This window comes from Vibrio sp. AIC-3 (genome assembly GCF_013114515.1).
Taxonomy (GTDB): domain Bacteria; phylum Pseudomonadota; class Gammaproteobacteria; order Enterobacterales; family Vibrionaceae; genus Vibrio; species Vibrio crassostreae_C.
The window spans coordinates 1-14,896 of record NZ_VTXG01000053.1; the positions used below are offsets into that span (position 1 = coordinate 1).

11 protein-coding genes are annotated in these 14,896 nt (G+C 44.1%); 5 read left to right on the forward strand and 6 right to left on the reverse strand.

Annotation, left to right across the window (positions count from 1 at the left end):
* The first annotated feature begins 420 nt into the window (after positions 1–420).
* Positions 421–1,254, forward strand: a complete 834-nt coding sequence (purU, locus tag F0229_RS21265) for a formyltetrahydrofolate deformylase (RefSeq protein ID WP_136978848.1) — start codon at positions 421–423, stop codon at positions 1,252–1,254.
* A 315-nt stretch (positions 1,255–1,569) separates the two neighbouring features.
* Here the strand turns inward: purU and F0229_RS21270 are convergent, their stop codons facing one another.
* Positions 1,570–2,166, reverse strand: a complete 597-nt coding sequence (locus F0229_RS21270; RefSeq protein WP_102398069.1) for a VOC family protein — start codon at positions 2,164–2,166, stop codon at positions 1,570–1,572.
* A gap of 347 nt (positions 2,167–2,513) precedes the next feature.
* On the opposite strand from F0229_RS21270, the gene argS reads away from it, so the two are divergent.
* Together argS and F0229_RS21280 are read left to right on the forward strand one after the other, a co-directional pair.
* Positions 2,514–4,247 carry an arginine--tRNA ligase gene (gene argS / locus F0229_RS21275; RefSeq protein WP_017063415.1) on the forward strand — a complete coding sequence of 578 codons (1,734 nt, stop codon included), beginning with the start codon at positions 2,514–2,516 and terminating at the stop codon, positions 4,245–4,247.
* A 418-nt stretch (positions 4,248–4,665) separates the two neighbouring features.
* Positions 4,666–5,094: an HIT domain-containing protein gene (locus F0229_RS21280; protein WP_017061937.1), complete on the forward strand. Its 429-nt coding sequence runs from the start codon at positions 4,666–4,668 to the stop codon at positions 5,092–5,094.
* 132 nt (positions 5,095–5,226) lie between these two features.
* Here F0229_RS21280 and F0229_RS21285 read toward each other — a convergent pair whose 3' ends face one another.
* From F0229_RS21285 to znuA, 5 genes are all read right to left on the reverse strand, one after another.
* On the reverse strand, positions 5,227–5,457 hold the full coding sequence (locus F0229_RS21285) for a FeoC-like transcriptional regulator (RefSeq protein ID WP_017061938.1): 231 nt from the start codon (positions 5,455–5,457) through the stop codon (positions 5,227–5,229).
* Entirely contained in the window at positions 5,454–7,727 is a 2,274-nt protein-coding gene (feoB, locus tag F0229_RS21290; RefSeq protein WP_216606196.1) for a Fe(2+) transporter permease subunit FeoB, read from the reverse strand. Before feoB ends, F0229_RS21285 begins: the two co-directional genes overlap by 4 nt.
* Entirely contained in the window at positions 7,728–7,949 is a 222-nt protein-coding gene (locus tag F0229_RS21795; RefSeq protein ID WP_004734203.1) for a FeoA family protein, read from the reverse strand. It lies immediately after the preceding gene.
* Positions 7,950–8,592: 643 nt separating this feature from the next.
* Positions 8,593–11,976, reverse strand: a complete 3,384-nt coding sequence (locus F0229_RS21295) for a helix-turn-helix domain-containing protein (protein WP_171733662.1) — start codon at positions 11,974–11,976, stop codon at positions 8,593–8,595.
* A gap of 248 nt (positions 11,977–12,224) precedes the next feature.
* Positions 12,225–13,109 carry a zinc ABC transporter substrate-binding protein ZnuA gene (gene znuA / locus F0229_RS21300; RefSeq protein WP_171733663.1) on the reverse strand — a complete coding sequence of 295 codons (885 nt, stop codon included), beginning with the start codon at positions 13,107–13,109 and terminating at the stop codon, positions 12,225–12,227.
* Between the two features lie 83 nt (positions 13,110–13,192).
* Here znuA and znuC point away from each other — a divergent pair, with 83 nt between their 5' ends.
* Positions 13,193–13,972: a zinc ABC transporter ATP-binding protein ZnuC gene (znuC, locus tag F0229_RS21305; protein ID WP_004734207.1), complete on the forward strand. Its 780-nt coding sequence runs from the start codon at positions 13,193–13,195 to the stop codon at positions 13,970–13,972.
* A complete protein-coding gene (gene znuB / locus F0229_RS21310) occupies positions 13,972–14,757 on the forward strand; it encodes a zinc ABC transporter permease subunit ZnuB (protein WP_017061944.1) in 786 nt (261 codons plus the stop codon). Before znuC ends, znuB begins: the two co-directional genes overlap by 1 nt.
* Positions 14,758–14,896: the final 139 nt, after the last annotated feature.

Below are 14,896 nucleotides of genomic sequence, written 5' to 3' on the forward strand. Positions count from 1 at the left end.
ATATATCAAGGAACGCTCAAAAGTCCGCGCAGAGGAAGTCTAAAGAAAACATTACGTTAGACGGAATTTACGCTGAGCTTAGTGCTTAAGGTTCTGTCTATGAGTAACTCTTTATCCATAAGTATCACCTCTATTTTTGGCCAAGGCGTAAATGCCTCGGTTGAAGTTCAAATGCGTACTACGGTCAAAACTTTTAAAAATGAAGCTTCTGCCTGTTTTTCTATCTAAAAACTGATATTTCTATATCAAACAATTTATCAAAGCGATAAATCAGCAGCAGAATTTGTTGAAACCAACTTGATAATAGATTAATTATAACGGTGATATTGCGGCTCAGTTCACCGTTCGACGGCCTGCATTAAATTTGAAGAATCCCGATTTCATATAATAAGTGCAACATTTCATGGAAGTAAGATGCAAATGGAAAGAAAAACTTTACTAACACATTGTACTGATGCCCCAGGCCTCATCTCGAAGATCACCAACATTTGTTACAAACACCAACTCAATATTGTGCACAACAATGAGTTCGTAGATAACACAAGTGGCCACTTCTTTATGCGCACCGAGCTTGAAGGGTATTTCAATGACGAAACCTTACTTGCCGATTTAGATCAAGCCCTGCCACCAAATACGAAACGTAAGCTTGTTGATTCGTCTCGCAAGCGTGTTGTGATACTCGTGACCAAGGAAGCACACTGCCTTGGCGACATTCTAATGAAGAACTTCGATGGCAGCTTAGACGTTGAAATTGCGGCCGTTGTCGGTAACTACGACATTCTACAAAGCCTAACCGAGCGTTTTGACATCCCTTACCACCATGTTTCTCACGAAGGGCTAAACCGTGAAGAACATGAGAAGAAGATGCTAGAAGTGATTGACCAGTACGAGGCGGATTACCTTGTTTTGGCTAAGTACATGCGAGTGCTGACACCAGGTTTTGTTGAAAAATACAACCACAAGATCATCAATATCCACCACAGCTTCTTGCCAGCATTTATTGGCGCGAAGCCATACCAACAAGCGTATGAGCGCGGCGTGAAGATCATTGGCGCAACGGCACACTTTGTGACGAATGATTTGGATGAAGGTCCAATCATCAAGCAAGATGTTATCCCTGTGGATCACAACTTCAGCGCGAAAGACATGGCACAAGCCGGTCGTGACGTAGAGAAGAATGTATTAAGTAAGGCGTTAAACAAGGTGATCAATGATCATGTGTTTGTTTACGGCAACAAGACTGTAATTCTGTAAATCGGATATTCGATTTCCGGTAAGACTTCCAGTTAGAACCCAATAAAAAACGCGCAATAGGGAAAGCCCATCGCGCGTTTTTTGTATCTGATGATCAGACTCGCTTTGAGAGATTCCCGACTACGCTCCTTCGTCGCTATCGGGAATGACGAACTCGGTGATGAACCTTCGAGCTATAGGCTCTAACATACGCTCTCGAACGCTCAGTCTGTCACTATCCAAAGATAGACTCTGGAAAATTTCATCGAACACCCCGTCATTCCGACGAGCCAAGGCGAGATCAGGAATCTCTTTCCTAGCAACTCTCTATTCAAATTAAGCCTGTTCTGATTCCACAATCTTCTTCAAAGAGTGTGGATGCAGCTTGATGCAAATCCCTTGATGTTTAAAAGCCACTGTTGGGTTATTCAAGCGTTCACCCTCGCCTTTCGGGCTAGAGAGTTTGATCTTAACGCCTTGCTCACCCAGCGTTTCAAAGTTAGCAGCGAACTGCGGGTAAGTTTCTTTAAGATCCGCTAGATACTCATCAGCTGTTTGGGCATGAGAAGGAATCACAAACTCTACATGTTCCCAATCTTGGCTTGGGTAAATCTTACCTTCTGCTGGATATGGCAGCTCCAAACATTCAATTTTCCAGCCAAGGCTTTGCAAGGGTTCATCGAAAGCCAACACCACAATTGGACGACCATTAATCATCGCCTCAGAAATCGTAGAGCCGTACTCAGACCACGCTTGATGGGCAGATTTCGCTAGCTCAGTGTCATTGATTCGCAGCGCAATATGATCCGCTTGAGCAAAGCTTAAATCCAAACCTAATGTATTTCCTAGGCTCTCGATTTTTGCCATAAAAGTATCAAGGCGGGCGATCATTTGTTGTGGTTCTAGTTCAGCTTGCTTCAGGCTCATCATCATTGTCTGTGTTCTCCAAATAATGGCTGCATGTTATCAGTTTTGCCTTTTGCAACAAGCGTTGCTTTTACAAAAAACACTCAATAACTATGTTCTTTTCGCTCCTTAAACATGCAAACGCTTCTTGCTAAAAGTCGATTGTCAAAAACCACTCAGGAAATGTTAATTTTCTATCAATTCGACCTATAAGAAACCCCACAAAATTGGTATGATTAACGCCATTTTTGTGAACTTAAACAGTGTCTGTTGTTCATTTCGGCATTAAATCGTTAACTAGATGCATAATTAACCAATTTAATGACCTCGAAATAACGGCCACTCTTATCATCCTTGAATTGAAGGAAACGCGTGTGAATATCCAAGCACTTATTAATGACAAAGTATCTCAGGCTCTAGAAGCCGCAGGCGCACCTGCAGGCTCTCCTGCGGCTGTTCGCCAATCTGCAAAACCACAATTTGGTGACTACCAAGCAAACGGCGTTATGGGCGTTGCTAAGCGACTAGGCACTAATCCTCGAGAGTTTGCTCAAAAAGTATTGGACGTTCTAAACCTAGACGGTATCGCTTCTAAAGTAGAAATCGCAGGCCCAGGTTTCCTTAACATCTTCCTAGATGAAGCTTTCCTAGCACAACAAGCAGACGCAGCATTGGCTGATTCTCGCCTTGGTGTTGCAGTAGCAGAAACACAAACAATTGTTGCGGATTACTCTGCACCAAACGTTGCGAAAGAGATGCACGTTGGTCACCTACGTTCAACCATCATCGGTGATGCGGTCGTTCGTACTCTTGAGTTCCTAGGCCACAACGTTATCCGTGCTAACCACATCGGTGACTGGGGTACTCAATTTGGTATGCTTATCGCAAACCTTGAGCGCGTTCAGGCTGAGTCTGGCGAAGTTTCAATGGAACTTGCTGACCTTGAAGGCTTCTACCGTGAATCTAAAAAGCTTTACGATGAAGACGAAGAGTTCGCAGTTAAAGCACGTGGCTACGTTGTTAAACTACAAAGCGGCGACGAGTTCTGCGCAGAGATGTGGAAGAAGCTTGTTGACGTAACAATGATTCAAAACCAACGCAACTACGATCGCCTAAACGTGTCTCTAACGCGTGATGACGTAATGGGCGAAAGCATGTACAACCACATGCTTCCAACTATCGTTGCTGACCTAAAAGAGCAAGGTCTTGCAAAAGAAGATGACGGCGCACAGGTTGTATTCCTAGACGAATACAAAAACAAAGATGGCGACCCAATGGGCGTTATCATCCAGAAACGTGACGGCGGCTTCCTTTACACAACCACTGATATCGCTTGTGCAAAATACCGTTTTGAAGAACTAGGCGCAGACCGCGTACTTTACTTCATCGACTCACGTCAGCACCAACACCTAATGCAAGCTTGGACTATCGTTCGTAAAGCAGGTTACATCCCAGAATCTGTTTCTCTTGAGCACCACGCATTCGGCATGATGCTAGGTAAAGACGGTAAACCATTCAAGACTCGTGCAGGCGGTACTGTTCGTCTTGCTGATCTTCTTGATGAAGCCGAAGTTCGTGCAGCGCAGCTAATCGAATCTAAGAACCCAGAACTAGCAGAAGACGAGAAGAAAGCGATCGCGAACACTGTTGCTATGGCAGCGGTTAAGTACGCAGACCTTTCTAAGCACCGCACTACTGACTACGTGTTCGATTGGGACAACATGCTTGCATTCGAAGGCAACACAGCACCATACATGCAGTACGCATACACTCGTGTTGCTTCTGTATTTGCTAAAGCTGGCATTTCTATGGACTCGCTTGAAGGTGAAATCAAAATCACTGAAGAGAAAGAGAAAGCGCTTATCGCGAAACTTCTACAGTTTGAAGAAGCAGTACAGTCTGTTGCTCGTGAAGGTCAACCACACATCATGTGTAGCTACCTGTTCGAACTAGCTGGTCAATTCTCTAGCTTCTACGAAGCGTGCCCTATCCTAGTTGCTGAAGACGAAGCTGTTAAGCAGAGCCGTCTGAAGCTTGCTGCACTAACAGCGAAGACGATCAAGCAAGGTCTATCGCTTCTAGGTATCGACACTCTAGAGCGCATGTAAGCGATTCGAGATTCGAGATTCGAGATTCGAGATTCGAGATTCGAGATTCGAGATTCGAGATTCGAGATTCGAGATTCGAGATTCGAGAAAATTAGAAAGGTTGACGTGAAAGCGTCAACCTTTTTTTGTCTGGAGGTTTGTTTACTCGATTATTTAAGCGATTAGCTAACCTACACAGCAAGAGATCTCCTATTACGCTCATTCGTCGCTCTAGGAGATGACGAGAATAGGTGTAGTGAATCCAAGACAACATCAATGATGCGCCATCAAACCACACCAAATCGTTATCCCTCTTCTCGCCATCATTCCCTACAGTGAGGGACGAACGTGATAGGGAATCTGCTTATTGAGAACGTAAGCCCTAGCCACATTCAAACTCCGACCTTATACTCATGTAAAACAATTAATTGGAAAGATCATGAGCTTCGAACTTCACCCGCAACTTGCGAAAGACACCACACTTATCGGCGAATTTCCACTGAGCTTAGCCCTGCTACACAAAGATAACGCAGTGCCTTGGGTTATCTTGGTACCAAAACGTGCCAACCTAAAAGAGTTGCACCACTTACCAATGAAAGAGCAACAGCAGTTCCTACATGAATCTCAGGCGGTAAGCCAAGCATTAGAAGCAACGTTCCAACCAGACAAATTGAACCTTGGTGCGCTGGGTAATATGGTGCCACAACTGCACATCCACCATATTGCACGCTTCAAAGACGACATTGCTTGGCCCGGCCCAGTATGGGGTAATACAAAAGGCGAACAGCGCAGTGAAGAAGATCAAGCCGCTATCCTGACTCGTATCCAAAACGTTCTGTCACTGAGCTCTATCTTCAAGAAAGCATAATTCGAGTTCATCTCATTGAGCTTTAAAGCAAAACACTTCAGAAAAGACACATAACAAAAAGCCGCTCATCTTAGATAAGCGGCTTTGTCATTTTCTAATCTCGTCTTTTTCAACGAGAGTCTGAAGACCGAACTACATCATCACGTTAAGCGACAAACCATCTTGTTTGCTGATGGTGTAGCGAATACGCGTTGTATGACCATGCTTATTCGTATCGACCAAGCGAGAAACTTTCCCTTTCTTGACCCAAACACTCAGCATCGCATCGACGCCATCTTCACTCATGCCAAACTTTGCAGCGAGCTCTTTACGAGCCGCAACGCCGTGGCTATCAATGTATTGATGAAGTTCAGTTAAAATCATACTACTTGCACCTCTAGTGCTTTCTGCTTACTGCCCACTTTCTTGAAGACGCGATACGTCACCACAAAACCACCAGCAATCGCCACCATCCATACTGCACTTGTCACAGGATGCGCAGCAAAGTTTGCCGCTTGGTAGTAGAAAGTCGCACCAAAGTAACCAAGAGCCATCGTCCAAACCGCGATGAAGCGTGCAAACGTCTGACCAAATTCACGAACATAAGCACCCATCGCGGCCACACAAGGCGTGTAAAGCAGGATAAGAATCAAGTAAGCGAATGCCGCATGACCAGATACAAACTTGTCTTTCAAGTTACCAAAGATAGAGGTATCGACTTCTTGGTCAGCTGCTACAGAATTAGAGTCAGACAAGTCGCCAACTTCAATACCTAATGGATCTGAGTAGCTCAATCCGGCTAGGTTTTCAGGGATCGTCATTACCGCTTCTTGCAGGCTTGCTGCTAAGTCAAACTCAGCTGCTTCTTCATCAGAAGGCGTTGTATATAGGCTATTTAATGTACCAACAACGGCTTCTTTAGCGAAAATACCTGTGATGATACCAACCGTTGCAGGCCAGTTCTCTTCAGTAATACCAATTGGTTGGAATACAGGTGTTACAACTTGAGCTGCTCTAGACAGTACTGAGTTTTCGCTATCTTCGTTACCAAAGCTGCCGTCCATACCTAGAGAGTTTAGGAAGCTAAGAATAGCCACAACCATCACGATTGTTTTACCTGCACCAAGTACGAAACGCTTCAGCTTCTGCCAAGTTTTCAACATTACGTTTTGCACTGTCGGCAATTCGTAATCTGGCATTTCCATCACTAAGCTATCACTGCTACCTGGGTAGATCGTGTTTTTCAGGAACAAACCCGTAAATACAGAAGCAACGATACCCATGATGTACAGAGCGAATACTACGTTTTGTCCTGCACCTGGGAAGAACGCCGCCGCGAACAGTGCGTATACCGGTAAACGAGCACCACATGACATAAACGGCGCCATTGATGCTGCTAGTTTACGTTCGCGCTCTTGGTCAAGAGTACGAGTTGCCATGATTGAAGGCACGTTACAACCAAAGCCCAGTACAAGTGGGACAAATGCTTTACCCGGTAAACCAATCTTCTGCATCACTTTATCAAGTACAAATGCAGCACGAGCCATGTAGCCTGAGCTTTCTAGTACCGCTAAGAATAGGTAAAGCGCTGCGATAACAGGAATAAAGGTCGCAACCGTTTGGATACCGCCGCCAATACCATCAGCAAGTACAGTGACTAACCAAACTGGTAAATGGCCATCTAATAAGTGGTGTCCACCATCAACTAATATTGCTCCAACACCAATATCGAAGAAGTCGATAAACGCACTACCGATATTGATAGAGAACATGAACATTAGGTACATGATAACGAAGAAGAAAGGAATACCGACCCATTTGTTCAAAATGAATTGGTCTGCTTTCTCTGTAAAGTTACGGCTTAGTTTGCCTTCGCTGCGACGAACACGTTTACAAAGGTCATGTAAGAAAGTGTATTTAGCGTCAGCAACAGCAAGGTCGATATCAAACTCGGCACCAAGACGCACATTGTCAATTTGAGTACGTGTTTGCGGAGCTAAACCGTTTAACACCAAGTAATCATTTTCTAGAGCACGAATCGCAAGCGCGCGGTGAGAAACATCAGCATCATCAAAGTGTGATTCAACAGAAGGAATAAGTGCTTCTAATGCTTCGTCATAGTTAATAGAGATAGGGTCAAGGCTAACACCTTGAACAAGAAGCTTATGCAGGCGCTCTTTGAAACGAGCCACTTGACCTTTATCGTTCGCAGACAAGCTAAGAACCGGGCAACCTAGCTCTTTCTCTAGCGCTTTCAGGTTAATCACCTGACGCTCACGCTTTAATACATCCATTTTGTTCAATACAACGATCATTGGACGACCCAACTCTCGCAATTGCAATGTCATGTATAAGCTTCGCTCTAAGCAACTTGCATCAACAACATTAATGATCACGTCAGCAGGGTGAGTCAGAACAGCTCGCGACGCGATAGACTCATCAATACTATTTGCATCATTACCACTATCTAGTGCGTAGATACCCGGTAAATCCGTTAGTTGAAACTGATCACCAGCGTGCGAGTATAAACCCGTCTTCTTTTCAACAGTGACACCAACCCAGTTACCAACGTGCTGCTTAGCACCAGTCAGTGCGTTGAACAGTGTTGTTTTACCACTATTCGGGTTACCAACGGTAAGAACTTGATAATCCATTTAGATAACCTCGATTTGTTCTGCAATGCTTTCACGAATGGCGATAGAAACACCTCTCACTTCAACTTGAAGCGGATCACCCATAGGTGCACGGCGGATAAGCGTCACCTCGGTTTTTGGCAACATACCCATGACCATAAGTTTCTTCCTTACGTCTGGTGTTAAACCTGTTAGTGCAACAATAGAAGCCGCCTTTCCTTGCTCTAATTGTGAGAGTTTCATAAGTACCCAATTCGTGACTGATAATGAGAAAGATTGTTATTAACGCCATAATACACATACATGCCCACAATTCTATTGTGTGAAATCAATGTTTTCGAAAATACATACTCGTAAGTTTCGTTAAAAACGTTTACGTCAAAAACGTTACTTTCAACAACTAGCGAGAACTACCTCACTAGTACAAACCCTCCCAAACAAAAACAAATCATTAATTATCAATCACTTGAGACAGTGTCGGTTTTCTCATAGGTATCTGTCGTTAATTTTATAAGTAAAATAAGTAGCTGGACGTATAGTTACTCCATCGAAGAGAAACTACTTCTCTTTAATTTTATTCCAGAGGTGATATGGCTTTGCTATATCACTCCGGCAGCAAGCGAAGGTGTCGTTGGCACCCGTGGTATAGTCCCCCCGGCTATGCCACGATATTTTTTTTCTTCCCTTTGTTTTATCCCAACAACCTTTTTAAACTCCCCATTTATCTCGTATCTCGTATCTCGTATCTCGTATCTCGTATCTCGTATCTCGTATCTCGTATCTCGTATCTCGTATCTCGTATCTCGTATCTCGTATCTCGTATCTCAACACGAATGTCGAGGCTAAAGTATCTTTATTTATGTTCTAGCTGAGTATCCGCTGCGTGCTACTCTTCGTTGTTTTCAGCAAACTTAGATGGTGACATGCCAAAGTGGTGCTTAAACCTTTGACTGAAATAGGAAGGGTCATTGAACCCCGAATCAAACGCCACATCAGAGATCTTCTCTCCAGCGAGTAAGCGCTCACACGCATGCTCTAGACGTACTTCATTCAAGTGCTCTTTGAAGGTCTTGTTGTAAGCCGATTTAAAGCGTCTCTGTAAGCTTCTCTCAGACATAAACAAATACTTAGCGGCAGTTGCAGTACTGAACTCGGCATCAGCGTAGTTTTCACTCACAAGCTGCGACACTCTGTTCTTCCACTCTTGTTCCGCTGTCAGTTTTTGTTGCTCTGGTGTTGAGGCGGCAAGCTTAATGGTTTCAATCTGTTCAATTGTGCTGGCTTCAAGATTGTCGAGTACTTGATACTCAATTGGCCACGAAAGCTGAACCTTATTTTGAGACTCCGAAACAAAGGCATTAAGCTCACCACCGCTCTGATTCATCAATAGCGGCAGCTTTTCGATGTTAAGGTCGGTCGACTTTCCGGTATTGTCACCCATGCTTGATGCCAGTTTAGGGAAAGGCATCCCATGATCTCGAATGGTCACAACAAGATGCTCCTTAACCTCTTCAACCAGAACCACCATACTCTGCGACTTAAAGTTTCTCTTGATGATGCTCGCAACCAAGCTATTGAAGATAATATCGAGATTAAAATACAGCAACGAGACATATCGTTGTTTTGTTTCGACTTTAATATCCAGTTCAATACCGGCTTTGGTTAAGTCATCCTGCCAAGCTTTGAGTACCACCTCTAAGATTAAAATTATATCGTAACAAACTTGCCCTTCTCCTTGAGGCGTATTACTCAATTGAGCTAAGCCATTTTTCAAGGTTAGAATCGGCGACTTCCCGAGCTCGTCATTCCAATTCGGGAGCATCGCAGCAATATGATTCACTTCAGAAGAGAGTTCATTGGCAGTGTGAGACACAAGCGCATTCTTCACGGATAGCTGCTTTTTAAGCTGTTGATTAGTGGCGAGTAATATCCGGCTTTGGTGCCTCAATTGGTCTGTCTTCAGTGCAACTTGCGCTTTTAAGTGCCGGTTGGCAAAAGTGACATAACGCGAACGCCAAAAGACTAAGATAGTCACAACGCCAATCAGTAATATCAGAGAGCTTGCTGCAGCCCAATTGGTCAGATACCAAGGCTCCGCAATCGAGAAGCTTTGATTGGTTGACACAAAGCGATAATGGGAGCCTTTAACCGGCTTCACTTCAAGTGTGTAATCCCCTGGAAGAAGATGATCGAGCGTTAACAAGCCCCCTTCAAACTCACTCCAAGGTTCATCGTCGCTCAGTCGGTATTCCATCGCAGGTGCGAACGTTGCTGGTAAGATACCTAGCTTAAACCCCATCGATGAACCATAAGGAATCTCATCCAGCTCTGCCGTTTTCCCGCCAAGTGATACCGTTTGTTGGTCGACACTTATCTTACTCAACAAGGCACGGCTATGAGGTGTAGTTGATACCAGTAACTCGTTAGATAACGCGCTGACTACACCATACTTTGAGCCGAAAACAAGCCTCGAAGGTTGGCTATCTTGACTGTAAAAAAGAGCACACGCTCCTGCCGCCAGTTCATTGGTGATCAAACCAAATGGCGAACCTATGTGTTTATGCAGTTGCCCATCCAATCCGTAATAACTGATGCCTTTCGAAGAGCCTAACCAAACACCATTGTCATCGCTTATCAGGCAGTTGGGGCTAATATTGTCTTCAACAAGAGTGATTTCTTGAATAATAGAGCTGTCATCCGGGATTCGATACACGCCATAACTGCTCGCAAACCACTGCGCTCCATCCTTCGCTTTTTCAATATCGACGACTTTGCCAAACCGTTCGCTGGAACGACTAAAGCTAATTCGTTTATCAATGAACGAGTAGAAGCCATGATCCGTTCCTATATAGATGCGACCTAGCAAGCCTACATTGAGAGCGGTGATCTTCGCAGGCAAGAACTTGTCGACTAACCAGTCAGTGCCATAACTCGTCAGTTTCATGGTTTCGATAGATAACGAATAGAGGTTTTGCCCAGAGGTCATCCAAAGAACGTTATCGGCTTGAAGCGCAAGGTTTTCAACACGCACTCCCTCAATTGGCCTTGGTAAATCAAGGGCTTCGGGTTGTAGTGTTTCCGTATTTAGACTGATGATACCTTGTTCGGTCGCCAACCAAATGGAAGAGCCAAAGATCTCAAAATCATTAACAGGGTTAGAGTAAACACGAATTGGGTTCTCTTCACTTTCAGAATCAACCAAGTAGAGCCCCATTGAAGACGCGACCCAAGATAACTGGTCACTGACAGGCAGTACTTTATTGATCACCACACTACTCGAATGCATGCCCATTCCAGTTAGGGGTGTTCTCGAGAAGGTTTTGCTGAACAGTGAGAAGTATCGGATACCGTTGTTTGTCGCAACCCACATACCACCAGCATGATCGTTTATCAACGAATATATTTTCTCACCCGGTAACGAGAAGTCTTGACTAGCGGCTTGTTCGAATCGTGTAATTTGTCCCGTAATGAAGTTATAACTAATGAGTCCATGCTCTGTGCCAATCCAATATTGGTCTGAAGTTTCAGCAAGCGAGAGAACGTGCGACCCTTTTATTTTGTTCTCTTTATCTGGATTCGCGAGATCAACAATCACCGCCCCATTTAAAGTGCCAATCACTAACTCTCGTCTAGCATTAGAAAAATAAACCGTCTCAATATGGTGCTTATCTGATGCAGTGATGTGAGTAAACTCTTGCGCCTCGGAAAGGTAAGCACCAGAACTGGTCGCGAGTACCCATTTTGACAACACCCACTCCGCATCGTTAATCGCAATATCACTGCTATTGTTGTATCGATACAGTTTGAGTAGTGAGTAGGTGGTAAATTCTAAAGATTGAGTGTTGTAAGTATAAAAATTACTGCCATCTGTGACCCAAATATAATCACCTGATGAGCCGATATTCGCGATCTCAGCGCCGGGGCTTAAACTAAACGCAAGCTCATTGCCAATACCAGGGCTATGTCGGTACACCTCATTATCAAAAAATGTCCAAAACTCATCGTTAAGAAACGCGACTCTTTCTGAAGAAAATTGCAGAAGGCTGCCCTTTCGAGGGAATAGGGTTCGGCCATCATAAAAGAGTACTTTTCCATGGACATCATGAACCCATAGCCCGCCACCGGCACCTAAGTACAGGTTTTTAGCCGCAAGAAAGTTCCCTTGCGCTTGAACGGGCAAAGGATAGAAAACGGAGGGTGATGTATTTACCGCGAGAACGCTAAATGAAATGCTCATTAACATGAACATTTTGAAGATAATTCGATACAACTCTTAATCCTGAACAGCAACAACACATGAAATTTTGGGTACCACAACGTCTTATCGTTGCTAAACCAAAAACTGAGTTTTTTTGTGCTTATTATTATCTTTCCATTTTAGCGGAAATTAGAAAAGGAGAAAGGAGGTTTGTTATTTGTTAGGAGGTTTTATCTTAGCGGTCACGAAAATGCCGCAAAAAGCGGCATGATTCATAAATTAACGAGAGCAAAGTAGAGTAAAGAATACTCGTTTATGACTTACTTCTCGTCTAAGCAACTTGTATAGCTATCTGTAAGTTGCTGAAGAAAATCGAAATAGCTTCCACTCTTCACTTCAACTGTTGAACCGATAGGGTCAAGCTGACCTTGTTTTGCGTTACTTCCGCGCGTCACTGATTCAATCACAGCAGGAGTGAATTGAGGCTCAGAAAACACACATTGAACATTTTCACGCACCAAGGTTTTCTTGATAGCTATCAAGCTTTTTGCACCCGGCTTGCGCTCTGGGCTCACGGTAAAGTGACCTAAGTTATTTAACTCAAACTCCTGTTCGAAGTAGCCATACGCATCATGGAATACGTAGTAACCTTTGTCTTTCACTGGCGCAAGTTGTTCATTAATTGACTGCTTCTTCTCTTTCAAAGCAATCAAGAATGAGTCTAGGTTCTCTTGATACGCCATTGCGTTATCAGGATCAGATTCAATCAACTTAGCTGAGATATATTTTGCCGCGACTTCAACTTGGTCGATGCCCAACCAAAAATGCGGGTCATGGCTACCATGATGGTGTCCTTCATGAGCATCGTGATCTTCATGCCCAAACTCTCTCAAGTTGATTCCGGGAATCTCACTGATCTTGATAACATTTTCTTTTGAACCAATCACCTTAGTCAAAAAGGCTTCTAGGTCAGGGCCAAACCAGATAACCATATCGGCACTGTGAACTTTTTTGACATCAGATGGCTTAAGCGCATAATCGTGCGGCGAAGCATTGCTGTTCATTAGCACATCCGGTTCACTAACGCCCTGCGTTAATTCCGTCACAATCATTTGAATTGGTTTAAAGCTTGTTAGAATAGTATTGGCACTTGCGACACTTGGCGCTAAAAGCAAAGTGGCAAGTATAAAAGATGAACGTGACATAATCCCTCGATAATAGAAAAGTAGCTTAGGCTTGAGGTAAATGTTACATTATAACATTAGCGAATTGCAAATGAGTTCTATTCATGGATAACTTAATCCAACTAGATTCTGTGAGCGTCGAATTTGACGGTCGAAAAGTTCTAGACAACATCTCTCTAAATATAGAGCGCGGCAGAATCACCACCCTCATTGGGCCAAACGGTGCAGGAAAGTCGACATTAGTAAAAGTGGTACTGGGTTTACAAACCAAATTTTCAGGCACAATAACAAAAGCTAAAAAACTGAAAATTGGCTATGTACCACAAAAATTAAAGCTTAATGATTCACTACCGCTTAATGTAGAACGTTTTCTAAAGCTCACTGGCAAGTTCAGTCAGCAAGAGATCCTTGAAGCATTGAAGCTTGTTGGCGCTGAACATCTGCAAAAGAGTAACATGCACCAGCTATCTGGCGGTGAAAACCAACGTGTGCTGATTGCTCGTTCATTGCTAAGAAGACCAGATCTACTGGTTCTTGATGAACCTGCTCAAGGCGTTGATGTACAAGGGCAAATAGACCTGTATGACCTGATTGACACCATTCGTCACCGCTTTGGTTGTGCCGTATTTATGGTTTCACATGACCTGCATTTAGTGATGGCAAAAACAGACGATGTTATCTGTTTGCACCATCATATCTGTTGCTCAGGCGCACCTGCAGACATCAAACACCACCCTTCGTATATTGCGCTCTTTGGCACCGCGACCCAAGAAACACTAGCGTTTTATCATCACCAACACGAACATCACCATCATGATCTTGCAGGCCAGCCTGTCGAAGGCGACGTGCATGAATGTTCAAACCATAAACATGGACATCACTAATGCTTGAGTTTCTTCTTCCCTCTATTCTGGCGGGTTTGGGTATTGCGCTAATTGCAGGCCCATTAGGGTCGTTCGTGGTATGGCGCAAGATGGCTTACTTTGGTGACACGCTTGCTCACGCTTCTTTGATGGGCTTAGCACTTGGCTTTCTGTTCAACATTAACTTGTATTTCGCGCTGCTGATTTGTTGTTTGATGCTGGCCGTGTTGCTAGTGACTTTACAAAAACAAAAGCTGGTCGCGACCGATACCCTACTCGGTATTTTGGCGCACAGTGCGCTATCACTTGGTTTGGTTGCTGTCAGTTTCTTAGATAACGTTCGTGTTGACCTAATGAGCTACCTATTTGGTGACTTGCTGGCAGTATCTCCAACGGATTTAGTGTTCATCTATGCGGGTGCTGCTGTGATTGGATTAGTACTTGCTATCTTTTGGCGACCACTACTATCAACGACGGTTAACGAAGATCTCGCGGCGGTTGATGGCATCAACATTGATTTAATGCGTCTGATTCTGATGCTATTGGTCGGTATCGTGATTGCTGTCGGTATGAAGTTTGTTGGTGCGTTAATCATGACATCGCTACTGATTATTCCTGCAGCAACGGCAAGGAAGTTCTCGAGCACACCTGAGCAGATGGCCTTCCTTGCATCAATTATTGGCTCTATCGCTGTATTCGGTGGATTAAGCTTGTCTTGGTTCTATGATACGCCTGCTGGCCCGTCTGTGGTTATCAGTGCGGCAGCAATGTTTATGCTATCTCAAATGGTTAGAAGCCGAGCTTAGCACTTAGCAGGACGATTTCTAATCTCGTATCCCGAGAAATCGAGTAGGAGGAGGCCTCGCAGCCTCCGTCCTCTCACACCACCGTACAAGCGTGGGTCGCATACGGCGGTTCCGAATATACTTTCAGTGACTCGTACCC

What these genes read in the sequence shown, in the direction of transcription:
- F0229_RS21285 (WP_017061938.1), bottom strand. Translation starts at nt 5,457, where the DNA reads ATGATTTTAACTGAACTTCATCAATACATTGATAGCCACGGCGTTGCG.
- feoB (WP_216606196.1), bottom strand. Translation starts at nt 7,727, where the DNA reads ATGGATTATCAAGTTCTTACCGTTGGTAACCCGAATAGTGGTAAAACA.
- znuA (WP_171733663.1), bottom strand. Translation starts at nt 13,109, where the DNA reads ATGTCACGTTCATCTTTTATACTTGCCACTTTGCTTTTAGCGCCAAGT.
- znuB (WP_017061944.1), top strand. Translation starts at nt 13,972, where the DNA reads ATGCTTGAGTTTCTTCTTCCCTCTATTCTGGCGGGTTTGGGTATTGCG.
- F0229_RS21280 (WP_017061937.1), top strand. Translation starts at nt 4,666, where the DNA reads ATGAGCTTCGAACTTCACCCGCAACTTGCGAAAGACACCACACTTATC.
- F0229_RS21270 (WP_102398069.1), bottom strand. Translation starts at nt 2,166, where the DNA reads ATGATGATGAGCCTGAAGCAAGCTGAACTAGAACCACAACAAATGATC.
- F0229_RS21795 (WP_004734203.1), bottom strand. Translation starts at nt 7,949, where the DNA reads ATGAAACTCTCACAATTAGAGCAAGGAAAGGCGGCTTCTATTGTTGCA.
- purU (WP_136978848.1), top strand. Translation starts at nt 421, where the DNA reads ATGGAAAGAAAAACTTTACTAACACATTGTACTGATGCCCCAGGCCTC.
- znuC (WP_004734207.1), top strand. Translation starts at nt 13,193, where the DNA reads ATGGATAACTTAATCCAACTAGATTCTGTGAGCGTCGAATTTGACGGT.